25 protein-coding genes are annotated in these 21995 nt (G+C 60.4%); 17 read left to right on the top strand and 8 right to left on the bottom strand.

Annotation, left to right across the window (positions count from 1 at the left end):
* Nucleotides 1-4: 4 nt before the first annotated feature.
* A complete protein-coding gene (locus tag SJY13_RS12665) occupies nt 5-817 on the bottom strand; it encodes a protein-disulfide reductase DsbD domain-containing protein (RefSeq protein WP_377191316.1) in 813 nt (270 codons plus the stop codon).
* Nucleotides 818-962: 145 nt separating this feature from the next.
* Between SJY13_RS12665 and SJY13_RS12660 the strand changes: the two genes are divergently transcribed.
* Nucleotides 963-1517, top strand: a complete 555-nt coding sequence (locus tag SJY13_RS12660; RefSeq protein WP_377191315.1) for a YqgE/AlgH family protein — start codon at nt 963-965, stop codon at nt 1515-1517.
* Here SJY13_RS12660 and SJY13_RS12655 read toward each other — a convergent pair whose 3' ends face one another.
* On the bottom strand, nt 1518-2468 hold the full coding sequence (locus tag SJY13_RS12655) for an L-threonylcarbamoyladenylate synthase (protein ID WP_377191314.1): 951 nt from the start codon (nt 2466-2468) through the stop codon (nt 1518-1520). It lies immediately after the preceding gene.
* A gap of 137 nt (nt 2469-2605) precedes the next feature.
* Here SJY13_RS12655 and SJY13_RS12650 point away from each other — a divergent pair, with 137 nt between their 5' ends.
* The 7 genes from SJY13_RS12650 to SJY13_RS12620 all read left to right on the top strand — a co-directional run bounded on the left by SJY13_RS12650 (nt 2606) and on the right by SJY13_RS12620 (nt 9116).
* Nucleotides 2606-4309, top strand: a complete 1704-nt coding sequence (locus SJY13_RS12650; protein ID WP_085822965.1) for an acyl-CoA dehydrogenase — start codon at nt 2606-2608, stop codon at nt 4307-4309.
* A 20-nt stretch (nt 4310-4329) separates the two neighbouring features.
* Nucleotides 4330-5355, top strand: coding sequence for an MBL fold metallo-hydrolase (locus tag SJY13_RS12645; RefSeq protein ID WP_377191313.1), 1026 nt, complete (start codon nt 4330-4332; stop codon nt 5353-5355).
* A gap of 4 nt (nt 5356-5359) precedes the next feature.
* Nucleotides 5360-5812: a DUF6173 family protein gene (locus SJY13_RS12640; RefSeq protein WP_377191312.1), complete on the top strand. Its 453-nt coding sequence runs from the start codon at nt 5360-5362 to the stop codon at nt 5810-5812.
* A gap of 64 nt (nt 5813-5876) precedes the next feature.
* Nucleotides 5877-7715 carry a glycerophosphodiester phosphodiesterase family protein gene (locus tag SJY13_RS12635; RefSeq protein WP_377191311.1) on the top strand — a complete coding sequence of 613 codons (1839 nt, stop codon included), beginning with the start codon at nt 5877-5879 and terminating at the stop codon, nt 7713-7715.
* Complete coding sequence (locus tag SJY13_RS12630) at nt 7702-8262, top strand: hypothetical protein (protein ID WP_377191310.1); 561 nt, start codon at nt 7702-7704, stop codon at nt 8260-8262. The genes SJY13_RS12635 and SJY13_RS12630 overlap by 14 nt, the downstream gene beginning before the upstream one ends.
* 68 nt (nt 8263-8330) lie before the next feature.
* The gene (locus tag SJY13_RS12625; RefSeq protein WP_085822960.1) at nt 8331-8465 is read left to right on the top strand and encodes an aa3-type cytochrome c oxidase subunit IV; all 135 of its coding nucleotides are present in this window, start codon (nt 8331-8333) and stop codon (nt 8463-8465) included.
* A gap of 18 nt (nt 8466-8483) precedes the next feature.
* A complete protein-coding gene (locus SJY13_RS12620) occupies nt 8484-9116 on the top strand; it encodes a hypothetical protein (RefSeq protein WP_085822959.1) in 633 nt (210 codons plus the stop codon).
* On the opposite strand, the gene SJY13_RS12615 is transcribed toward SJY13_RS12620, so the two are convergent.
* Together SJY13_RS12615 and SJY13_RS12610 are read right to left on the bottom strand one after the other, a co-directional pair.
* Nucleotides 9105-9437: an AzlD domain-containing protein gene (locus SJY13_RS12615; protein ID WP_377191309.1), complete on the bottom strand. Its 333-nt coding sequence runs from the start codon at nt 9435-9437 to the stop codon at nt 9105-9107. The genes SJY13_RS12620 and SJY13_RS12615 overlap by 12 nt on opposite strands.
* Nucleotides 9434-10144: an AzlC family ABC transporter permease gene (locus SJY13_RS12610; RefSeq protein ID WP_377191308.1), complete on the bottom strand. Its 711-nt coding sequence runs from the start codon at nt 10142-10144 to the stop codon at nt 9434-9436. The genes SJY13_RS12615 and SJY13_RS12610 overlap by 4 nt, the downstream gene beginning before the upstream one ends.
* Nucleotides 10145-10193: 49 nt before the next feature.
* Between SJY13_RS12610 and SJY13_RS12605 the strand changes: the two genes are divergently transcribed.
* Genes SJY13_RS12605 through SJY13_RS12585 form a run of 5 tightly spaced genes read left to right on the top strand, consistent with a single transcriptional unit; the run spans nt 10194 to nt 14005 of the window.
* Nucleotides 10194-11081: a formate dehydrogenase accessory sulfurtransferase FdhD gene (locus SJY13_RS12605; RefSeq protein ID WP_377193633.1), complete on the top strand. Its 888-nt coding sequence runs from the start codon at nt 10194-10196 to the stop codon at nt 11079-11081.
* Nucleotides 11078-11614, top strand: a complete 537-nt coding sequence (locus SJY13_RS12600) for a hypothetical protein (RefSeq protein WP_377191307.1) — start codon at nt 11078-11080, stop codon at nt 11612-11614. The genes SJY13_RS12605 and SJY13_RS12600 overlap by 4 nt, the downstream gene beginning before the upstream one ends.
* Nucleotides 11611-12255 (top strand): molybdenum cofactor guanylyltransferase MobA, encoded by a 645-nt coding sequence (gene mobA, locus SJY13_RS12595; protein ID WP_377191306.1) that lies wholly within the window; start codon nt 11611-11613, stop codon nt 12253-12255. The genes SJY13_RS12600 and mobA overlap by 4 nt, the downstream gene beginning before the upstream one ends.
* Nucleotides 12252-12743 carry a molybdopterin-guanine dinucleotide biosynthesis protein B gene (gene mobB, locus SJY13_RS12590; protein ID WP_377191305.1) on the top strand — a complete coding sequence of 164 codons (492 nt, stop codon included), beginning with the start codon at nt 12252-12254 and terminating at the stop codon, nt 12741-12743. Before mobA ends, mobB begins: the two co-directional genes overlap by 4 nt.
* Nucleotides 12740-14005, top strand: a complete 1266-nt coding sequence (locus SJY13_RS12585) for a molybdenum cofactor synthesis domain-containing protein (RefSeq protein WP_377191304.1) — start codon at nt 12740-12742, stop codon at nt 14003-14005. Before mobB ends, SJY13_RS12585 begins: the two co-directional genes overlap by 4 nt.
* Here the strand turns inward: SJY13_RS12585 and SJY13_RS12580 are convergent.
* From SJY13_RS12580 to SJY13_RS12570, 3 genes are all read right to left on the bottom strand, one after another.
* Nucleotides 14002-14994, bottom strand: a complete 993-nt coding sequence (locus tag SJY13_RS12580) for a hypothetical protein (RefSeq protein ID WP_377191303.1) — start codon at nt 14992-14994, stop codon at nt 14002-14004. The two genes, SJY13_RS12585 and SJY13_RS12580, sit on opposite strands and share 4 nt — an antisense overlap.
* 14 nt (nt 14995-15008) lie before the next feature.
* Nucleotides 15009-15479, bottom strand: coding sequence for a transcription elongation factor GreA (greA, locus tag SJY13_RS12575; RefSeq protein ID WP_377191302.1), 471 nt, complete (start codon nt 15477-15479; stop codon nt 15009-15011).
* Between the two features lie 140 nt (nt 15480-15619).
* Entirely contained in the window at nt 15620-16000 is a 381-nt protein-coding gene (locus SJY13_RS12570) for a VOC family protein (RefSeq protein ID WP_377191301.1), read from the bottom strand.
* 88 nt (nt 16001-16088) lie between these two features.
* On the opposite strand from SJY13_RS12570, the gene soxR reads away from it, so the two are divergent.
* The 4 genes from soxR to SJY13_RS12550 all read left to right on the top strand — a co-directional run bounded on the left by soxR (nt 16089) and on the right by SJY13_RS12550 (nt 20949).
* Nucleotides 16089-16544: a redox-sensitive transcriptional activator SoxR gene (soxR, locus tag SJY13_RS12565; RefSeq protein ID WP_085822950.1), complete on the top strand. Its 456-nt coding sequence runs from the start codon at nt 16089-16091 to the stop codon at nt 16542-16544.
* 136 nt (nt 16545-16680) lie between these two features.
* Nucleotides 16681-18327 carry an electron transfer flavoprotein-ubiquinone oxidoreductase gene (locus SJY13_RS12560; RefSeq protein ID WP_377191300.1) on the top strand — a complete coding sequence of 549 codons (1647 nt, stop codon included), beginning with the start codon at nt 16681-16683 and terminating at the stop codon, nt 18325-18327.
* 104 nt (nt 18328-18431) lie between these two features.
* The gene (locus SJY13_RS12555; RefSeq protein ID WP_377191299.1) at nt 18432-20144 is read left to right on the top strand and encodes a tetratricopeptide repeat protein; all 1713 of its coding nucleotides are present in this window, start codon (nt 18432-18434) and stop codon (nt 20142-20144) included.
* Nucleotides 20134-20949: a 4-(cytidine 5'-diphospho)-2-C-methyl-D-erythritol kinase gene (locus tag SJY13_RS12550; protein WP_377191298.1), complete on the top strand. Its 816-nt coding sequence runs from the start codon at nt 20134-20136 to the stop codon at nt 20947-20949. The genes SJY13_RS12555 and SJY13_RS12550 overlap by 11 nt, the downstream gene beginning before the upstream one ends.
* Here the strand turns inward: SJY13_RS12550 and SJY13_RS12545 are convergent.
* Nucleotides 20942-21940, bottom strand: coding sequence for a polyprenyl synthetase family protein (locus SJY13_RS12545; protein WP_377191297.1), 999 nt, complete (start codon nt 21938-21940; stop codon nt 20942-20944). The two genes, SJY13_RS12550 and SJY13_RS12545, sit on opposite strands and share 8 nt — an antisense overlap.
* Between the last annotated feature and the right edge of the window lie 55 nt (nt 21941-21995).

The following is a 21995-nucleotide window of genomic DNA, read 5'->3' as shown; positions in this document are numbered from 1 at the left end:
CGGGTCAGCCAGCGCTGCACCCTCGGATATCCACTGCGTGATTGGCACCCAACACCGTGATCCGAATCTCGGACCGATCCAGCGCAAAGGGGCCGCCTGTGGCATTGATCACCTCGGCAGTGGCCACCAGAGCGCCGCCCTGTCGCCGGGTTTCGGGCTGCGAGGCCCACAGCGCCGGATTGCCCGGTTCGATGATCGCAATTTCATTCCCTCCGGCCGAGGGCATGGTCACGCGGGCTTCGATCTGCATTCCGTCCGAGGTCGGGGTCAGATGGCAACTGGCAGCACTGACGCGGGCCTCTTTCGCAGAAAAAGGCCGCTGCGCCAGGGCGGCAGCAATGGCCGGGTTGCGTCCGGCCTCGGCGTCCAGCGTGTGGTCAAATTTCAACCGTTCCGGAATGCAGACATCCTTGCAGACCCCCAGATCCATATCGCCGCGTAACCGCACCGGCTTGGCCGGGTTGCGGGGCGTGATTTCCACCGGCAGAACCAGTTGATCCGTGTAGCCGATGGATTGCAGGCCGTCTTGTACAAAAACACTCGGCGCAGGCCAAGTGATCGCGACGTCACCCACATTGTCCGAGCCCTTCCAGTCGAACTGCGGCGGTATACCCGCATCGCCGGGTGCGCGCCAATAGGTCTTCCAGCCGTCTTTCAGGGTCAGGCGTAGTGCGCCCAAATACGTGCCATTGGCCGTCCGGCCGCCGTCAAGGATATCCAACTGAACCACCCCGTCCACGCCTTGCGCAGAGGCAGGGGCGGCCAGCGGCAGGCTGGCGGTCAGGGCGACTAAGACAGAGGAGACATAATGCTTCATCCCCTATAAATGCGCGGTCTGGCCCGCGATTCCAAGTCACGTTCCGGTCACCCGAATGAAATCTGCGGAAATATGCGCTGATCCCTTGCCAATTGCTGTACCCAAGGGTCATTGTTGCACTGTGCTTTGCAAGAGATGACGGCTCATGGACCTTACCGGAAAACTGTTGATTGCGATGCCCGGTATGGGGGATCCGCGCTTTGATCATTCGGTGGTTTTCATGTGCAGCCACGGGGATGACGGGGCGATGGGTCTCATCATCAACAAACCGTCTGATTTGCGGATCAAAACCCTGCTGGGTCAGTTGAACATTGCTTGCCGCATTCCTGTTGTCGGCGAACGTCTGGTCCATTTTGGTGGCCCGGTCGAGATGTCGCGCGGCTTTGTTCTGCACAGCGCCGATTACGAGGCCAACCTGCATTCGATGCAAATCTCAGACGATTTCAGCATGACCGCAACGCTGGACGTGCTCGAGGATTTGGCCTCGGGGCGGGGGCCATTGAATTCGACGCTGGCGCTGGGTTATTCCGGCTGGGGTCCCGGTCAGCTTGAGGACGAGATCGCCATGAACGGTTGGTTGACGACCGAGGCCACTCAGAAACTGGTGTATGACGTGCCTGATGACGAAAAGTGGGCGGCTGCGCTGGCAACGCTGGGTGTCGATCCGCTGACCCTGTCGGCCAGTGCCGGGCGCGCCTGATCAGCTGTCACGCGGCGCGGCTGCACGGCGCAGGCGGTCATTTATCGCAGCGCCCAACCCATGATCCGGAATCGGTGACACGGCAATTGGACGGCCCATGCTGTTGAGCCTGTGCAAAGCGGAAAACAGGTTGGCCGCAGCCTCGGTCAGGTTTCCGTCCTCTGAAAGGTTCAGGTCGCAGCTGACTTGGCCGAAGCCCAACAAAACCTCATCGCCCTGCGGGGTTCCCGCGTTCAATCGCACTGGTGCGTCCGGGGCATAGTGGGATTGCAGCTGCCCCGGCGCGGTCAGCATGTCGCTGGCCTGGTGGAGGTGCAGCTGTGCGTCCAGAACCGTTTCGATCTGTTCCAGCGCCACACCACCGGGGCGCAGCAGCGCGGGCTCGCCCGCCAGTCCGACGATGGTGGATTCCAACCCCACACCGCAGGGACCGTCATCCAGGATGGCGGCTATACGCCCGTCCAGACCGGCACGAACGTGCGCAGCGGTTGTCGGGCTGATCTGGCCTGATGGATTGGCCGAGGGGGCCGCCACCGGCCCGTCAAACGCCGTCAGCAGGGCACGCGCCGTCCCATGGGCGGGCACCCGAACGGCCAGCGTATCCAGCCCTGCCGTAACAAGTGGTGAGATGCCATGATTGGCCCGCAATGGCAGCACCAGGGTCAAAGGTCCGGGCCAAAAGGCTGCGGCCAGCGCCTCGGCCCGGTCGGACCATTCGACGAACCGTTGTGCTGCTTCGACCGAGGCGACATGAGCGATCAGCGGGTTAAAGCTGGGCCGACCCTTGGCGTGGTAAATCCCGGCTACCGCATCGCTGTTGCGGGCATCGCCGCCCAGGCCATAGACGGTTTCGGTGGCGAAGGCGACCAGCAGGCCCTGCCGCAGGAAATCCGCGGCCTTCGCGACTCCGCCCAGATCAGCGGCCAAATCCAAGGTGCCATTTAAGATCATCTGAGGTGACGCCGCGTTTTGATTGCTTGTACCATTGGGCTGACTAGTTAATTGAGTAATCAAGCATGCATAGAGGTGGGTATTGTATTTTCCAACCCCACCAGCGAAAAACCGAACAGACAACCCTAGGGGAACCCATGCCTTACCGTGCGCCAATTTCCGACTATGAACTTTTGTTCCGTCACGTGGTCGGCTTTGATCAGATCGCGGCGACCGAGAAATTCGCAGACGCCAGCGAAGACGTCGTCAGCGCGATCCTGAATGAGGCCGGCAAAATGTGCGAAGAGGTGATGGCCCCTTTGCAGCGCCCCGGTGATCTGGAGCCTGCACGTCTGGAAAACGGCGTACTGCGCACCTCACCCGGGTATGGCGACGGCTGGAAAGCGATTGCCGAAGGGGGCTGGATCGGGATGAGCGGCAATCCGGAATATGGCGGCATGGGTCTGCCGATGACCCTGACCACCGCCGTGAACGAGATGATGTCGGCTGCTTGTCTGTCGCTGCAATTGGCACCGCTGATGACACAAGGCCAGATCGAGGCATTGGAACATCACGCCAGCGATGAGCTGAAGGCCCTGTACCTGCCTAAGATGATGGCGGGTGAGTGGTCGGGCACCATGAACCTGACCGAACCGCAGGCCGGATCGGATGTGGGCGCGCTGACCTCAAAGGCGGAACCCAATGGCGACGGCACCTATGCGGTGTCAGGCCAAAAGATCTATATCTCGTGGGGCGACAACGATTTCGCTGAAAACATCTGCCATCTGGTACTGGCGCGCCTGCCCGGTGCGGTGCCGGGAACCAAAGGGATTTCGCTGTTTCTGGTGCCCAAGTACCTGCCGGATGAAAATGGAAATCCCGGCGTGGCCAACGATCTCAAGGTCGTCTCGCTGGAACATAAGATGGGTCTGCATGGTTCTCCGACCTGTGTGATGCAGTATGACGGGGCCAAGGGTTGGCTTGTGGGCAAGGAACATGGCGGCATGGCTGCGATGTTCACCATGATGAACAACGCCCGTCTGGGTGTGGGCGGTCAGGGCGTCGGCGCGGCCGAAGGCGCCTATCAGCACGCTTTGGCTTATGCGCTTGAGCGGAAACAGGGCAAGACGCCTTCTGGCACGATCATCGACCATGCGGATGTGCGCCGGATGCTGATGAGCATGCGCGCCGACACCTTCGCGGCCCGCGCGATCATGCTGGCAAATGCTGCGGCCATCGACATGGCGACCGCCACGGGTGACCCTGAATGGGTGGCACGTGCCGCGCTGCTGACCCCGATTGGCAAGGCGTTCGGCACCGAGACCGGCATGCGCGTGTCCGAGACCGGTGTTCAGGTCCACGGCGGCATGGGCTTTATCGAAGAAACCGGCGCGGCCCAGTATTACCGCGATGTCCGCGTGACCGCGATCTACGAAGGCACCAACGGCATTCAGGCCATGGATCTGGTGGCGCGCAAGATGATGGATGGTGGCGAAGCCGCCGCGCGTCTGCTGGACGAGATCGAGGATCACGCTGAAAAGGCTCGTGCAACCCTGCCGGATCTGGCCGGACCAGTCTGGGAAGCCACCGAAAGCCTGCGCGAAACCACCGAGTGGATTGTAGCGCAGGGCGACATGAATGTCCGTTTCGCAGGCGCTGTACCTTACCTGAATGCCTTTGCCCGCGTTCTGGGCGCGCATTTCCACCTGAAGGCGGCGTTGGCGGAAACCGACGGCCCCCGGTTCAAACTGGCGCGGTTTTACATCAACGCGCTGCTGCCGGAATATGCTGGTCTCTTGGTGCAGGCACAGAACGGGGCGGACGATGTCTATGCCCTCAGCGCCGAGGAACTGGCGGCGTAATGGACGGAGACACCCCTTTGATGATCCGCTACCCTTGGCCCGAGCCTCCGGCATCGGGTGAAGCGGTCGAGATCGCCGAAGGGGTTCTGTGGATGCGCTTGCCGTTGCCCATGGCGCTGGATCACGTCAATATCTATGCGCTGGACGACGGCGATGGGTGGACGCTGATCGATACGGGGCTGTCTTCGAACAAAACCCGGCGCATTTGGGACACGTTGTTGGCGGGTCCTCTGGCTGGGAAACCGGTCAACCGGGTGGTGGTGACCCATCACCACCCCGACCACGTCGGCAACGCGGGTTGGTTTCAGTCTGAACATGGGGCCGAGCTGGTGACATCGCGCACCGCCTGGTTGTTTTCGCGGATGCTGCAACTGGACGTGCAGGAAACCTGGCCGCAGGAAACGTTGGACTATTACCGCAGCGCCGGGATGGACGCGGCGTTTCTGGCCAAGCGCATGACCGAGCGGCCCTTCAATTTCTGCGACACGGTCTATCCAATGCCGCTGGGCTTTACCCGGATTAAGCAGGGCAGTGTTATCCGCATGGGCGGGCGCGATTGGGACGTTCATATGGGCAACGGCCACGCCCCTGAGCATGCAACTTTCTGGAGTCGCGACGACAATCTCGTGATCACAGGGGACCAGATCCTCGGTTCGATCAGTCCCAACCTGGGTGTTTATGTCACCGAACCGCTGGCCGATCCGGTCGCTGAATGGCTTGAGGCCTGTGAGCGGCTGCAAACCCTGGCCCGACCCGATCAACTGGCGCTGGGCGGGCATAAGCTGCCCTTCACTGGCCTGCCACTGCGGATGAAGCAACTGATCGACAATCACCACGGCGCGCTGGCGCGTCTGCAGGACTATCTGGAGCAACCCAAAACTGCGGCCGAATGCTTTGTGCCGCTGTTCAAACGTCAGATCGGCGACGGTGAATACGGGCTGGCTTTGGTCGAGGCGGTTGCACATCTGAACCATCTTTACCACATTGGAACTGTGACCCGAACGCGCCGCGCGGACGGGGCTTGGGAGTTTCAGCGCAAAGGGTAAAGCCATGCAGGATCAGATCGAAACATCGGCCGAGGCTGCAGAATCTGCAGCACTACCCCGGTGCTATGAAGTGCATTCCAACCCGGATGCGAAATCTGGCGCCAAAGAATTGCCCGAACCTTTGCAAAAGCCCGTTGCAACAAAAAGCCCGGCACAATGGGCGTATGAGCGGTTGATCCTTTACATCCAGAACTTCGAAAAGACGCTGGATGGCGATCAGGAAGTTGCCATGGGGTTCACCGGAGGCGATGCTGGTGTAATGCGGATCGAGGGGATGGGGTACTTCGACCCAGATATCATCACTTTTTACGGCTCGGACGCGACCGGTGCGCGGACGCAGCTGGTGCAGCATGTCAGCCAGTTGAACGTAATGTTGCGCGCGCTGCCAAAAACGGTCGAGGATAAACCCGCCAACCGTATCGGATTCCGGTTGGCGGCAGATCTGGAAGAAAGCTGATCGCCTGACTTGCAATTCACGTCTGCGCAGCCTTGAATGATTGGATCATTCAAGGGGATGCCGTGTGAGCAGTTTTTCAGCCGTTACAACAGCCTACAGGCGCGCATGGGCGCGCCGTCGTGTCTTTGTGCCGATCTACATCGCAGTACGTCTGCTGCTGGTGGCCCTGATTGCTCCAGGCGTTGCTGTCACAGTCAATCTGGCGGTCAGGCTGTCGGATCAGACCGCACTGACGGATCAGGCCATCGCAGCCTTTATTCTGTCGCCCGCAGGTTTTGTCGCAGCCATTGCCGTGCTCAGCTTGTTTCTGCTGGCCGAGGTGTTTGTCTTTTCGGTCATGGCCGGATCATTGCGGATGGGGGAACCCGATCCGTGGCGCGCGGGCAGTTCGGCGATTGGCCTGATCCTGTCGCGCTTGCCTGCGCTGTTTGGCTTTGCGGTGCGCTTTGTGTTGCGGGTTCTGCTGCTGATCCTGCCGTTTGCGGCGGTCGCGGCGCTGATCGCGTGGTGGTGCCTGACCGAATATGACATCAACTATTACCTGACCTTCCATCCGCCATCTTTCTGGATCGCCGTTGTGCTGATCGGAGCGATAGGCCTAGCCATGGCCTGGGTGCTGATCCGACGGTTGTCAGCCTGGGCGCTGTCTCTGCATCTGGTGTTGTTCGAAACGGTTCACCCGGCGCATGCGTTTGGTATCAGCACCAGCCGGATGGAGGGCAAACGCGGACGCCTCAAGATTGAACTGGCGCTCTGGCTGGGGGTGCGTTTTGTCATCGCCGCCCTGATCGCGTGGGTCGCGGGGCTATTGTTTGCGATGGTGCCGCTTCAGGGTGCCAGTCACTTGCGTCTGGCATTGACCTACAGCCTGTTGGTTGCGGCAGTGTGGTCTCTGGCCGGGTTGGTACTGGCCGCCACGGCGCTGGGCGCGCTAGCGGTGGTGCTGGACGGTTTCTTTGAGATCAGGACCGAAGAGCCACCGCATCCCGAACCGCGCAGTCTTCGCATACCGGTTTTCGCCGTCGTAAGCGCTGCAGCCGTGGCTGTGCTGGTTGGTTTGTGGTTCGGGCAAACCTTGCTGGAGCGGGTACAGGCGCCGGACCGGGCCGAGGTCATAGGTCACCGGGGGGCCGCTGCGCTGCGTCCGGAAAACACCATGGCGTCAGTGCTTAAGGCCATCGAAGACGGAGCCGATTGGGTCGAAATCGACGTACAGGAAACGGCTGATGACGTGGTGATTGTCGCCCATGACAGCGACTTCATGAAATTGGCGGGTGTGAACCTCAAGGTCTGGGACGCCACCATGGAAGACGTAGCCGGGATTGATATCGGCAGCTGGTACGGTCCTGAATATGGTGACGAACGCACCCCGACACTGCGCGACGTGTTGGCGGCGGCCAAGGGCAAGGCCAAGGTCATCATCGAGCTGAAATACTATGGCCATGACGTAGATCTGGAGAACCGCGTAATCGCGCTGGTCGAAGAGTTCGGCATGCAGGACGACATCGCCACCATGTCGCTGAAATACCCGGCGGTGCAAAAGATGAAAACGCTGCGTCCCGATTGGCGCGCCGGGGTTCTAGCCGCAACGGCGGTGGGTGATCTGTCCGGGCTGGAGGGCGACTTTGTCGCCGTCAACGCGGCAATGGTGACGCCGGGGCTGGTGCGTTCGGTTCAGGCAGCAGGCAAGGATATCTATGTCTGGACGGTGAATGATCCGCTGCAAATGTCGGCGATGGCGTCGATGGGGGTGGACGGGTTGATCACCGACCGCCCGGCAATGGCCAACGAAGTGCTGCGGGTGCGCGCCGAAATGGGCCCGGCGGAACGATTGTTGCTGTGGCTGGCGACCACCTTTGGCATGTCGATCGACACACAGGCGATGCGCGATGAAAGCCCCTGAGCTGATCCTCGCTCTGGCACTGCTGGCCACCCCGGCCACCGCGCAGGACTTTCTGCGCGGGATCGAGTTGCCCGCCCATCGCGCCCTGTTCGCACAGCGGGGGGATGCCGGGTTGATCTCTTTTGAAACAGACGGGTGTTCGGGTGGTCTGTCTTCCAGCTGGCGTTTTGTAGCCAGGACCTTCCCAAAATTCCGAGCGCTCTATGATGCCCATCCCCCGTGGGAGGGCTGCTGCGTTATCCATGACCGCGCCTATCACAACGCCGGCGGTGCAGCGCAGGCCGAGGCCAGCTATGACGCGCGCCTGTCTGCGGATGATACCTTGCGCGCTTGTGTCATGCAGCACGGCGAAACGCATGCCGAAGAATACGCCGACCGGTATGACATGACGCCCGATCAGATCCGTTCGGCGCATTCCATCACGGCTGAGGCTATGTTTGCGGCGGTGCGTCTTGGAGGTGCCCCCTGTTCCGGTCTGCCCTGGCGCTGGGGGTTTGGCTATCCGAACTGCTCGATGTTGCAGCCGCTGGCCCCTGCGCGCGAATGACGTGGTGACAGGCCGTTTGTTTTCGATTATCCAACATCTCAAACACGCGAATTAGGATTCTGACAGTCATGGCTGAACATAAGCACGGCGACATGGACATTGACGTCCAAACAAAAACCTTCAACGGTTTCGTAAAGGCCACCACCTGGTGTGTGGTTGCAATCGCCTTTTTTTGCCTGTTCCTGGCGGTTTTCGCCGCTTAATCCAGAACGGGGTCTGCCGTGATCAGGATTTTGATTGCCTGCCTGCTGGCAGCAACTGTCGCAGGCTGCACAGGTTCGCAGCGACCACAGGCGGATCAGTCTGAAATCGTGACCCGGTCCTATCGCGATCCGGGACCATCTACGCTGACGCTGTATACCATGATCAGCACCCGGACCGGCTCGGGGGCGCATACCTCGCTGATGATTGGCGGCAGTGAAAGAGTGATCTTTGACCCTGCTGGGTCGTTCCGGGCAGATGTGGTGCCGATCAAGGATGATGTGCTGTATGGCATCACCCCCAATGTCGAGCGCGCCTATCGCAGCAGCCATGCGCGCGAGACACATTATGCGCGTATCCAGACAATCGAAGTCAGCCCGCAACAGGCCGAAATCGCCCTGCAGCTGGCCAAGCAGATGGGGCCGGTTCCGGGGGCGTATTGTGCCAACTCGACAGCCAAGCTGTTGCAACAGGTGCCGGGGTTCGAGCAAATTGATGTGACCTTCTACCCGGTTAAACTGTCCGAGCAGTTCGGCCAGCTACCAGGCGTTGTCACCACTGAGTACCGCGAAAACGATGATGCCGACCTGCAAAAAGGCCTGGCCGCCAGCAACGCCCGCCTGAATCAGCAGGACGCGACCTTATCCCAATAGGTATAGCAGCCCGTACAGTGTTGCAGCGCCCGTGAAAATGGCCGCAATCACGTTCTTGGTGATGACCCCGACTGCCAGGGCAACAGCGGCCGCGGCCATGCGTGGCAGGTCCGGCTGACCGTCAGTTGCAGTTGGCCAGACCACCAGCGGCGCAATCAGGGCCGGGACGATCGCCACAGCCGTATAACGCAGATGCCGCAGCAGCCAGGGCGGCATCGGACGATCCCCGACAAAGCCGATAAAGACAAAGCGCAGGGCAAAGCTGCCGATGGCCAGCCCGATAATAACGATCCACATGGTGGTCGGGTCGATCTGGCTCATGTCTTTCTCCGCTCCAGCATCAGCTCGGCCTGAGCGCCGGCGATCATGCCGGCGGCACCGGCGATCAGCAGGCCCAGATTAAACGGCACAGCAACGGTCAGAAGGGCAACGATGATGGCGACAAATGCCGCAACCACATGCGCCATCGTGCGCATCATCGGGCCGATCATCGCCAGGAATGTAATCGGCAGGGCAAAATCCAGTGCCCAGCTTTCAGGAATTTGCGCACCCAGCACCGCCCCCAGGTAGGTCGCCAATATCCACAAGGGCGTGATCGGTGTGACTGAACCAAAGAAATAGGCCATGCGCTGTGGCACGGTCATCTTCGGTTCTTTTTCGAATTGCATGATCGAGCAGGCATAAGACTGATCCACAGTCAGATAGGCGGCAAAGGCTCTTTGCCACATCGGCGCGGCGCCCAGAAACGGTGTCAGTGAGGCAGAATACATCGCCACCCGCAGGTTCACCGCCAGTGCCGAAGCCAGCACAATCGCAGTGGGCGTATTGTCCTGCAGCAGCTGTAGCGCGGTGAATTGTGCGGCCCCCGCAAAGACAGTTGCGGAAAAGGCGATGGTCTGGACGATGTCCAGTCCGGCCTCGGTCGCGAAAACGCCGAACAAGGTGCCAAAAGGGATCGCCACAAAGATGAAAGGGGACCCGTCGCGAAAACCCTTCCAGAAGTATGACTTGGATGTGGTGTCTGCCATGGCAAATTCCTATGGTGTTGCCAGCAGCAGTAGCGATCTTGGGAAAGGGTTGCAATTGGCCACGGAACTGGATGTCACGGACTACCTCATCGCCCCCGACCCCGGTGCGGCACGGCTGACCCGAGGGGTCGATGGCGTGGACCAGAACGGTGCGGTCAGCCATATCTCGGTGGTCGAAGAACGACCGCTGACGATTTTCCTCAACTCGCAGGAAATCGTAACTGCGATGACCATCGGTGATTACCCGGAATATCTGGCGTTGGGCTTTCTGCGCAATCAGGGCATGCTGTTGGACGACGACCAGATCACCCGCGTCGATTACGACGATGATCTGGAAAGTGTTGTGGTCCGTACCGATCGCGAGACATCCTATGAGGACAAGCTCAAGAAAAAGACCCGCACCAGCGGCTGCGCCGTGGGTACCGTGTTCGGAGACATGATGGAGGGGCTTGAGGACGTGCGCCTGCCGCAGGTGCAGGTCCGAACCTCATGGCTCTATGAGCTGGCTGCCAAAATCAACCGCACCCCGTCGTTGTACCTTGAGGCTGGTGCGATCCACGGCACGGTGCTGTGCCGCGAAAACCGCCCTCTGGTCTATATGGAGGACGTGGGCCGCCACAACGCCGTCGACAAGATCGCCGGTTGGATGCTGTCCGAACGCGCGGGAGCGGAGGACAAAATCCTATATACCACCGGCCGTCTGACATCCGAGATGGTGATCAAGACCGCGATGATGGGCATCCCGGTGTTGGCATCCCGATCCGGCTTCACTGCCTGGGGCGTCGAGATCGCGCGCGAGGTTGGCCTGACCCTGATCGGCCGCATGCGTGGCCAGCGGTTTGTGTGCCTTGCGGGAGAGGACCGCCTGCTGCGCGACGTGGACCCGGCGAGTGTGGCGGTTGAGGATGAGAAACACCGACGAAAGAGCGCGGGATGATTTTTGAAATCTTCGGAGCCTTGGTTTTATTCGTCGCAGCCTGCAGCTTGCTGCCTCTGATGATCTTTGTTCTCTGGGTCCACGAGCGGTCCAAGCGCGCAGTTATTGAGGGGATGGCACAACTGGACGTCATTTTGCGCGACCGTCTGGGGTGGCAGCCAGAGGAGTACTTCAGCAGATGGAACATCGGCGCACCATTTCGCCTGGGTTGGCAGGCATGGGGGGCGTTGTTTCAACAACAAGCGCTTGCACTTCAGCGGGTTTTGGTGCGCGGCCTGCCAGAGTTTCCAGGGATACCCGACGAGGTTAGAAAAGCGGCGCGAACCTATCGTCGTTGTTTTGGTCTTGTATTAATTGTTGGGGCCGTCGTTGTGTTTTTGCCAGCTTACCACCGGCTGAGTCTCGACGTGGCCGAATATACCGGATGGCCCGAGAGTTTTTGGTTTGCAGTTTTCGGGCTGGCCGTTGGTATATTGGTTTTCCTACCCACAGAGAAATTCAGGAAATGGCCTGAGCTGGAGGCGGTTCAATGACCCGCCCTCTCGGTGTTATCCTCGCGGGCGGTCTGGCCACTCGGATGGGTGGAGGCGACAAAGGGCTGTTGCAGCTTGGCGGGCAAAGCTTGTTGACCCATGTGATCGACCGGCTGTCGCCTCAGGTGAGCGGGCTTGCGTTGAACGCCAATGGTGCCCCGGAACGGTTCGCCGATCTGGACCTGCCTATCTTACCCGACACGATCGAAGGCTTTGCCGGTCCTTTGGCGGGTGTGCTGGCCGGGCTCGATTGGGCGGCCAAGCAGGGGGCCGATAGCATCGTCACCGCCGCTGCGGACACGCCGTTTTTCCCCCGCGATTTGGTGGCGCGACTGGTCGATACTGCAAGGGGGCAGACTCATCCGCTGGTTCTGGCCACCACGCCGCGCACCGGGGAAGAGGCGCTGAAATCCGGCGGCGGTAAGCGGGTCAACCGGCACCCGACCTTTGGCCTCTGGCCGGTGGCGCTGCGCGATGATTTGCGGGCGGCATTGAATGACGGGCTGCGCAAGGTTGTGCTGTGGACCGACAGACATGACGGGCGCGAGGCGCTGTTCCCGGCCGATCCCTTCGATCCGTTCTTCAACGTCAATACACCCGACGACCTGGCGCGGGCGCAAAAGCTGTTGGAGCAGGCATGAGGGTCTACGGCGTCACCGGGTGGAAAAACGCAGGCAAGACCGGGCTGATGGAGCGGTTGGTGACCGAGATTACCGGGCGCGGCTTTACGGTTTCGACCGTGAAACACGCCCATCACAGCGTGGACGTCGACCAGCCCGGAACCGACAGTTTCCGCCACCGCGCGGCAGGCGCCTCCGAGGTGCTGTTGGCCTCGGCTCAACGCATTGCAATTATGCAAGAGCTGCGTGGCGCGCCTGAGCCATCCTTGGCTGATCTATTGGCGCGATTGTCTTCTGTTGATCTGGTGCTGATCGAAGGGTTCAAACGCGAATCCCACCCCAAGATCGAGGCGTATCGCGCCGAGGCCGGGAACGCTCTGATCGCCCCGGACAATGACACAATCCGCGCCGTGGCCAGCGATACCCTGCTGCAGATAGACCACCCGGTCTTTGATCTGAACGACACAGGCGCAATCGCGGATTTCATCCTGAGTGAGGTGGGATTATGAGCAAACCGGACATCAAACCGCCGCCACTGCGCAACGATTGTTTCGCCCTCCCGGCCGGGGTGAACTGGACGCCGGTGGATGAGGCGCTGGACCTGCTGCAACAGCGGCTAACGGTGGTAGCGGCCAGTGAAATCACGCCTCTGACCCAGGCTACAGGCCGGATTCTGGCTGCGGACATTTACGCGAACCGGTCCAACCCGCCACAGCCCAACACGGCGGTGGATGGGTATGGTTTTGCCGGAGCCGCGCTGGATGGTGCGCAGGTCCTACCTCTGCACGCGGGGCGCGCAGCGGCAGGCATTCCGTTTGACGGGGCGGTGCCGCCGGGCCATGCCCTGCGGGTTTTGACCGGAGCTACGCTGCCCGATGGCGTCGACACGGTCATTCTGGAAGAGGACGTGACTGTGCAGGACGGCCATATCGCCTTTCACGGACCCCTGAAGCAGGGTGCCAACACGCGCAACGCAGGCGAGGATGTATTGGCAGGACAACTGGTGTTGCCTGCCGGGCGCAAACTGACGCCCGCTGATCTGGCTCTGCTATCGGCCACCGGGATTGCCGAGGTTGCCGTGCGTCAGGCCCTGCGGGTGGCGGTCCTGTCCACCGGGGATGAATTGGTCGAACCCGGCGCGCCCGCTGGCCCGGGGCAGATCTTTGATGCCAACCGGCCCATGTTGCTGTCGCTGATCGAAAGAATGGGGTTTTGCCCGTTGGATATGGGGCGTGTCGCCGATGACCGGGACGTCCTGCGCGACTGTCTGAATGCCGCTGCCGGACAGGCGGATGTGATCCTGACGAGTGGCGGGGCTTCGGCCGGCGATGAAGATCATGTCTCGGCGTTACTCAGGCAGGCGGGCGCGATGCAGGAATGGCGGATTGCGCTGAAACCCGGACGCCCCCTGGCGCTGGGCATGTGGAATGGCACGCCTGTTTTTGGGCTGCCCGGCAACCCTGTGGCGGCGCTGGTCTGTACCCTGATATTCGCCCGCCCTGCATTGGGCCTGATGGCTGGTGAAGGTTGGCGGAACCCGCAGGGCTTCGACCTGCCAGCCGCTTTTGAGAAACGTAAGAAACCGGGGCGTCGCGAATACCTGCGCGCCCGCATCCGCGATGGCCAGGCCGAGGTGTTCGCCTCGGAAGGGTCGGGCCGGATCAGCGGTCTCAGCTGGGCCGAAGGCCTGGTCGAGATCGAAGACGGCGCGCGCCATATCAAACCGGGCGACAGGGTCCGGTTCATTCCTTATGGCAGTTTCGGACTTTAGTCGAACGTCCCGGCCACTCGACCCAGCAGCATGAAGGCCCGCGCGGTACGGGTGTCGCCCAGGGCTGTCAGATCGGCATCGCTGGCCTCGGGCTCGAACGTGACAATCATGTGATCGAAGCGGCGCAGGAAATGATGTGCGGCGTCGCGAAAAATCGGGTCTTGCTTCATCCGTCCCGCTGTCAGCGCCAGCGAAGACCTGTCGCGGATCCCGCCCAGTGCCGCAACGGACCGCCCGCGCGCGCCTTGTGCAAATTGGCGCCAAATCTCTGGCCGGGCCATGTCGGGGCGCAGGTCATCCATATAGATTCCTTCCTGGCTTAGCAGGGTCAGAACATCCTGCGACGCCTGCACCAGCTGCGCGGTCTTGCGGTCCTTCAGCGCCAGTCGCAAGGCGTCGAACCCTTCGGTATCGTCCTGCGTTTCGGGAAAGTTCAGCGCGCGTATGAAGATATCGGTGCCAAGGGGCGGCGCAATATCGCCGGCCTGGGTACCCAGCGCCAGCGTTGTCTGGTCGCCGGTGGCACTTGGAGCGGCGTTCCGTGCAGGTTCGGTGCGTTTGGTCGAAAACGTGGCCAGCGCGCTTTCGGTTTTCTTTGCGGCTTGCGCAATTTCATCCAGCTTTTTGCTGACCCCCGGTTCATTGGAAATGGCCGCGTGCTGCTGTTGAAGGACATAGGCCTGACGGATCGCGTCAATCGCGGTCTGCAGACGAGTGCTTTCCTCGCGCATGATACGGCTGGCACGCATGGCTGTGGCGGCAACCCAGATCATCGCCACCGGCATGAACACCGCCAGCATGGTCACCACAAACCCACCGCCCTGCGCGTTGTCGGGCAGGACAAGAAACACCACCGACACAACCAGCCAGATCAGGCTGAGCGCAATCGCGACGATCTCGATCTCGGTCACCGAAGACCGCACAGGCTTGTCGTATATCCCCAGCGAGGTTGGACGCTCGGTCTCCTGCTCAGGCGTAGGCTCGGACATTACAAACGCTCCAGTCAGGCGTACTCAATACTCAGGACTTCGTAAGAGCGCACGCCACCGGGGGTGCGCACTTCGACACTGTCCCCTTCTTCCTTGCCGATCAGGGCGCGGGCGATGGGGGATTTGATGTTCAGCAGGCCGTTTTCGATATTGGCCTCATATTCACCCACGATCTGCCAGGTCTTCTCCTCGTCGGTGTCTTCGTCGACCAGCGTGACCTTGGCACCAAACTTGATCGCACCGGACAGTTTGGCGGGATCGATCACATCGGCCAGCGACAGGATACCTTCCAGTTCCTTGATGCGACCTTCGATAAAGCCCTGCTTTTCACGGGCCGAATGATACTCGGCGTTTTCCTTCAGGTCGCCCAGTTCCCGCGCCGAGGCGATGGCCTCGATGATCGCAGGCCGCTCGACGGATTTCAGGTTTTTCAGCTCTGCCGCCAGCGCGGCATTGCCCGAAGGCGTCATGGGGATCTTTTCCATAGTCTTGTCGTCCACGCATAAATTGATGCGCCCCGCCGCATGGAACAAGCGTCGGGGCGATTTGATGGGTTGGCAAATACCTGACCCAAATGAGGCGTGAATTGCAAGAGGTCTCAGCCGTACAACGCGCGGATTACGGCCTAGTCGTAACTAATCACTTCAAACTCGATGCCATTGTCATCGTCAAAGTAGAACCGTTTACCCGGTTCGTAATCCGCGTGGGACTTGGGCGTAAACCCGGCTTTGACTACTTTCTTCTCGGTCTCATCAATATCGTCGACCAGAACACCCACATGGTTCAACCCGCCAACGATGTCATAGCTGCTTTCGCCGGACGGTTGCGGATTACCAGGGGCGTAAAGCGCCAGATAGGTATGCGCGCTGCCCACATGCACCGTGTACCCGCCCGCAATCGACGGGCCTTCCCAGCGGGTTTTCCAACCGAACACCCGTTGCATCCACGCTGCCGAGACCTTGGGATCGCTTACAGTGAAGTTGGCGTGTTCCAACGTTGCCATCATAGTATTTCCTTTCCAATTTGAGGCTTGTTTCGACTCACCGTAATTTCTAAACCTAACTTTAGGTCAAGAAAAAACTTGCGAGGAAAAGATGGCGGTATCCGAGGGGCTGGCAATTGGTGCTTTGGCGCAGCGAACCGGGTTGGCGGTTTCGGCCATCCGGTATTACGAGGCGCAGGGATTGATTGCGCCCTGGCGTAATGCGGGCGGGCAACGGCGGTATCAGCGGGCTGATATCCGGCGGTTGAGTTTTGTCATGATCGCCCAGCAATTTGGTCTGACCCTGCCCGAGATCGGGAAGGTGCTGTCCGGCCTGCCCGGCAACCGCACGCCCACACCGCAGGATTGGCAAAAGATCAGCGTTGGACTGCGCGACCATCTGGATCAGCGAATCGACACGTTGACGCGGTTGCGCGACAATCTCGACGGCTGCATCGGGTGTGGGTGCCTCAGTTTGCCCAAATGCGCCCTCTACAACCCGGATGACCGGGCAAAGTCCAAGGGAAGCGGCCCCAGATACCTGATGGGGGACACTCCAGAGGCGTGAATTGCCGCATAGCGGCATAGTTACGCCGTGTTTCGATTGACCAATGTCTTTCGGACCATGTAATCACCCGTGAAACAATATTGCGCCGACCGTACGTCGAAAGCGCCAATTCGGAAAGTTAGCTAAGGAGCCCGCGATGGCCGAGATTGAACGCGAAGCGATGGAATATGACGTGGTGATCGTGGGTGCAGGCCCCGCGGGCCTGTCAGCGGCCATCCGTCTGAAACAGCTGGATGCCGACCTGAATGTCGTTGTTCTGGAAAAAGGGTCCGAAGTTGGCGCACACATCCTGTCGGGTGCGGTATTGGACCCCTGCGGCCTGGATGCATTGATCCCCGACTGGAAGGAAAAAGGCGCGCCGCTGAACACACCGGTTAACGAAGACAATTTCTATATGCTGGGCGAGGCGGGTAAAATCCGCGTTCCCAACTTCCCGATGCCGCCGCTGATGAACAACCACGGCAACTACATCGTCTCGATGGGCAATGTCTGCCGCTGGATGGCCGAGCAGGCTGAGGAACTGGGCGTCGAAATCTTCCCTGGCATGGCCTGTTCCGAGCTGGTTTACGGCGACAATGGCGAGGTCAAAGGCGTGGTCGCTGGTGTCTTTGGTCTGGAGGCGGACGGGTCCTATGGTCCAAACACCGAGCCGGGCATGGAGCTGCACGGCAAATACGTCTTCCTGTCTGAAGGCGTCCGCGGGTCGCTGTCCAAAGAGGTTATCGCCAAATACGACCTGTCTGCCGGGAAAGAAGTGCAGAAATACGGCGTTGGCATGAAAGAGATCTGGGAGATCGACCCGGCCAAGCACAAGGAAGGCACTGTCACCCACACGATGGGTTGGCCTCTGGGCAGCAACGCGGGCGGCGGATCGTTCATCTATCACCTTGAAAACAATCAGGTCTATGTCGGCTTTGTGGTTCACCTTAACTACAAGAACCCGCACCTGTACCCGTACATGGAATTCCAGCGCTTCAAGCACCACCCGATGGTGGCCGAGCTGCTGAAAGGCGGCAAGCGCGTGGCTTATGGTGCTCGGGCGATCACTGAAGGCGGCTATCAGTCGATGCCAAAACTGGTGGCCCCCGGCGTGGCGCTGCTGGGCTGTTCGGCGGGCATGGTCAACGTGCCGCGCATCAAGGGCAACCACAACGCGATGCTGTCGGGCAAAGCCGCGGCCGAAGCCGCCTTTGACGCTATCAAGGCCGAGCGTTCGGGCGATGAGCTGACCGCATACGAAACCGATGTCCGCGACGGTGCTATCGGCAAAGACCTGAAAAAGGTGCGAAACGTCAAGCCGATGTGGTCAAAATGGGGCCTGATGCCTTCTCTGGCGCTGGGCGGTCTGGACATGTGGACCAACACGCTGGGTTTTTCACTGTTCGGCACGCTGGGCCATGGCAAGAACGATGCGGACTCCACCGAAGAAGCCAGCAAGCACAAGCCAATTGACTATCCCAAGCCTGATGGAACGCTGTCTTTTGACCGGCTGACCAACGTGTCCTTTGCGATGACCAATCACGAGGAAAGCCAGCCGTGCCATCTGCATCTGGCCGATCCAGAGATACCCGTCAAGGTCAACATGCCCAAGTTCGACGAGCCGGCGCAGCGTTATTGCCCTGCCGGTGTCTATGAGATGGTCGAGGACGAAGATGGCCCGCGATTCGTGATCAATTTCCAGAATTGCGTCCACTGCAAGACCTGCGACATCAAGGATCCAAGCCAGAATATCACCTGGACAACGCCGCAGGGCGGCGATGGTCCGAACTATCCCAATATGTAGGCGAAAACATGGGTACTGGCGGGGTCGTGAAGGCTCTGCCATTGCCTCTTCCTGCCCAAAGCCCTAGCTTGTTGCGCAGTCAACAATGGCAGGGCAGGATTTTAGTGGCTTCTCTGGTTCGTCGCGCAGCGTTGGCTGTGCTTTTCACTTCGTCATTCTCGCTTCCGGTTTATGCGGACACAGGCGCAGGCGCCTATCTGGCCGGACGTCAGGCGATCTATCAAAGCGACTATGAAGCCGCCGAAAGATACTATGCACAGGCCCTGCGTTCTGATCCCGAAAATGCAGCGCTGCTGGAAAGTGTTGTTGTGGCCCGCCTGTCATTGGGCGAGGTGCCGCGCGCTTATCCGGTTGCCCAGGTGATCGAAGACCTTGGGCTGCCGCTACAGGCTGCGAAAATGGTCATCGTTGCCAATCTGGTTGCAGAAGACAAATTGGACGAACTGCTGGCCCGTGACCCTGAAACGCAAGGTGTGGGGCCACTGGTCGATGGTCTGATGCTGGGCTGGGCTCATGTCGGTCAGGGCGCCATGACCAACGCGATGGAGCAGTTCGATCAGGTATCCACGCAGGAAGGCCTGCGAGAGTTTGCGCTGTATCACAAGGCGTTGGCCCTGGCGTCGGTTGGTGATTTTGAAGGGGCCGAGGCGATCTTTGCCGCCGATAATGGTGCCGTTGGACGATTCCTGCGCCGCGCCGCACTGGCCCGCGCCGAGGTCCTGTCTCAACTGGATCGCAACGACGACGCGCTGCAATTCCTGAATGATGTATTTACCGCCGGCAGCGACCCTTCGATCGAAGGCTATGAGGCCCGGCTGGCCGCTGGTGAAACATTGCCCTTTACCCATGTTACCTCGGCGCAGGACGGCATGGCCGAGGTGTTCTTTTCCGTAGGGGCGGCGCTCAGCAGCGAGGCTGCTCAGAACTATGTGCTGCTGTACACCCGCCTCGCGGCGTTTCTGCGCCCTGATCATGTGGACGCCATTCTGCTCAGCGCCGAGCTTCTGGAGGCGCTGGAGCAGTATGATCTGGCGGTTGAGGCCTATCGTCAGGTTCCGGCAAACAGCAGCGATTACCACGCGGCCGAGCTGGGCCGGGCTGATGTTCTCAGCCGGTCGGGCAAAAAGGACGCCGCCGCCGAAGTGTTGCAAACGCTGGCCGCACAAAATCCCGATCTGCCCAGCGTCCATGTTGCGCTGGCCGATCTGGAGCGCCAGCAAGAGGATTACGCGGCTGCCGTCCTGTCATATGACATTGCCATCGAATTGAACGAACGCAGCGCGGGTGCGAACTGGTTTTTGCACTATGCGCGCGGCATTTCGCATGAGCGGCTTAAAAACTGGGATCTGGCCGAAACCGACTTCCGCCGGGCGCTGGAACTAAACCCGGATCAACCGCAAGTGCTGAACTATCTGGGGTATTCGCTGGTCGAGCGGCAGGAAAAGCTGGACGAGGCGCTGGACATGATCGAACGTGCGGTCGCCGCACGCCCGGACAGTGGTTACATCGTCGACAGTCTGGGCTGGGTTCTGTTCCGTCTGGGTCGCTACGATGAGGCCGTCGCCCATATGGAGCGCGCGGTTGAACTGATGCCAGTCGACCCTGTGGTGAATGATCATCTGGGCGATGTCTACTGGGCCGTGGGTCGCGCGCGCGAGGCCGAGTTCCAGTGGAAACGTGCCCTGTCTTTTATCGATCCCGACGACACTGATGGCGAGGCTGACCCCGAGCGCATTCGCCGCAAGATCGAGGTCGGACTGGATGCGGTTCTGGTCGAAGAAGGCGCCGATCCCCTGAAGGTCGCCAATGAAGGTTGAGGCCTTCGCGCCTGCCAAAATCAACCTGACCTTGCACGTCACCGGCCAGCGCAACGATGGCTATCACCTGCTGGATTCGTTGGTGGTCTTTGCTGATGTCGGCGACCGGTTGGAATTCACGCCGGGTCCGAATCTGACGTTGTCAGTGACCGGCGAACATGCGACGGGCGTACCCACGGACAATCGAAATTTGGTTTGGAAAGCAGCCGAGGCTGCCGGGTGGACCGGGCAAATCGACCTGACCAAAGTGCTGCCACATGGCGGCGGAATAGGCGGGGGCTCGTCCGACGCGGCGGCAACTTTGCGGGTATTGTCAGGTCAGGGCATAACCATCCCGGACGCGCTGTTGCTGGGCGCGGATGTGCCAGTTTGTACGGCGGCCCAAGCGACACGCATGCAAGGCATCGGGGACAGGTTAACCCAGGTATCTCTGCCGCACCTGCCTGCTGTGCTGATCAATCCGGGCATTCCGGTTCCGACAGGCGCGGTCTTTAAGGCGTTGACCCTGGGAGACAATCCGCCCATGCCAGCGGAAATCCCCAAATTCGAAGCACCGCAGGGCTGCGCCGATTGGCTGCGCGATCAGCGCAATGATCTTGAGATCCCGGCAACCAGCACCGCCGGTGAGATTGGGGTTGTTCTGGATGCACTCAAGTTGACCACTCGCGCCCTGATGGCGCGCATGTCAGGCTCAGGCTCGACTTGTTTTGCGCTGTATCCAACGATGAAAGACGCCCATTTCGCGGCGTATGAAATCGGCGCGGCTCATCCCGATTGGTGGTGCCGCGCAACGCAGCTTAATTGAGGCGCGAGACCACGTAGTCGGCCAGATCGCGCAGCAGGGTGCGAATTTCATGATCGGGCAGGACGTCCAGCGAAGCTTTGGCTCTGACTGCCCAGCCCAACGCATCCGACCGGGTGGCAGCCAGCGTGCCGTATTTGGCCATCAGGTTCAGCGCGTGGTCCAGATCGCCGTCTTCTTGACGTCCCCGACCAATCGTGCGCTCCCAGAAGGCGTGTTCCTCGGGGGTGGCCTGCGCCACCGCCTTGATCACCGGCAGGGTCAGCTTGCGCTCGCGGAAGTCGTCACCGACATTCTTACCAGTTGCCGCGCTGTCTCCCTGATAATCCAGCAAGTCGTCGGCAATCTGGAACGCAATGCCCAGCGCATCGCCATAGTCAAACAGCGCCTTAACCTGATCCTCTGACGCACCGGCGATCACGCCACCCACTTCGGTCGCGGCCGAGAACAGTGCAGCGGTTTTTCCGCGCACCACCTGCAGGTAAATCGCCTCATTGGTGCTCAGATCGGTGGCTGCGGTCATTTGCAGCACCTCACCTTCGGCTATCGTGGCCGAGGCATTGGCCAGAATGTCCAGAACCCGCAAAGACCCGGTTTCAACCATCAGTTGGAAGCTGCGGGAAAACAGGTAATCGCCGACCAATACGCTGGATTTGTTGTCCCACAGCAGGTTTGCGGTGGGTCGCCCGCGCCGCTTGTCGCTCTCGTCTACCACATCGTCATGCAGCAAGGTTGCGGTGTGGATGAACTCTACCGTGGCGGCCAGACGCAGATGGTGGTCGCCCGGATAGTCAAACATCCGTGCGGCTGCCAGCGTTAGCATCGGGCGCAGGCGCTTGCCGCCAGCCTCAACCAGATGCGCGGTCACCTCGGGGATGCGGGGCGCGTGTTCCGACGCCATGCGGGTGCGGATCAACTCATTGACCGCACCCATTTCGCCAGCCAAAAGGTCCGCCAGCCGCTCATGCGGTTTTGAGATCGTGTCGGTATCCATCATACTCCTGATACAAGGCTCGACTTCCGGCGCACCTTGCCCTTACATCCATCCC

Source organism: Ruegeria meonggei, from assembly GCF_042768335.1.
Taxonomy (GTDB): domain Bacteria; phylum Pseudomonadota; class Alphaproteobacteria; order Rhodobacterales; family Rhodobacteraceae; genus Ruegeria; species Ruegeria meonggei.
This window is presented reverse-complemented; position numbering and strand designations above follow the sequence as displayed.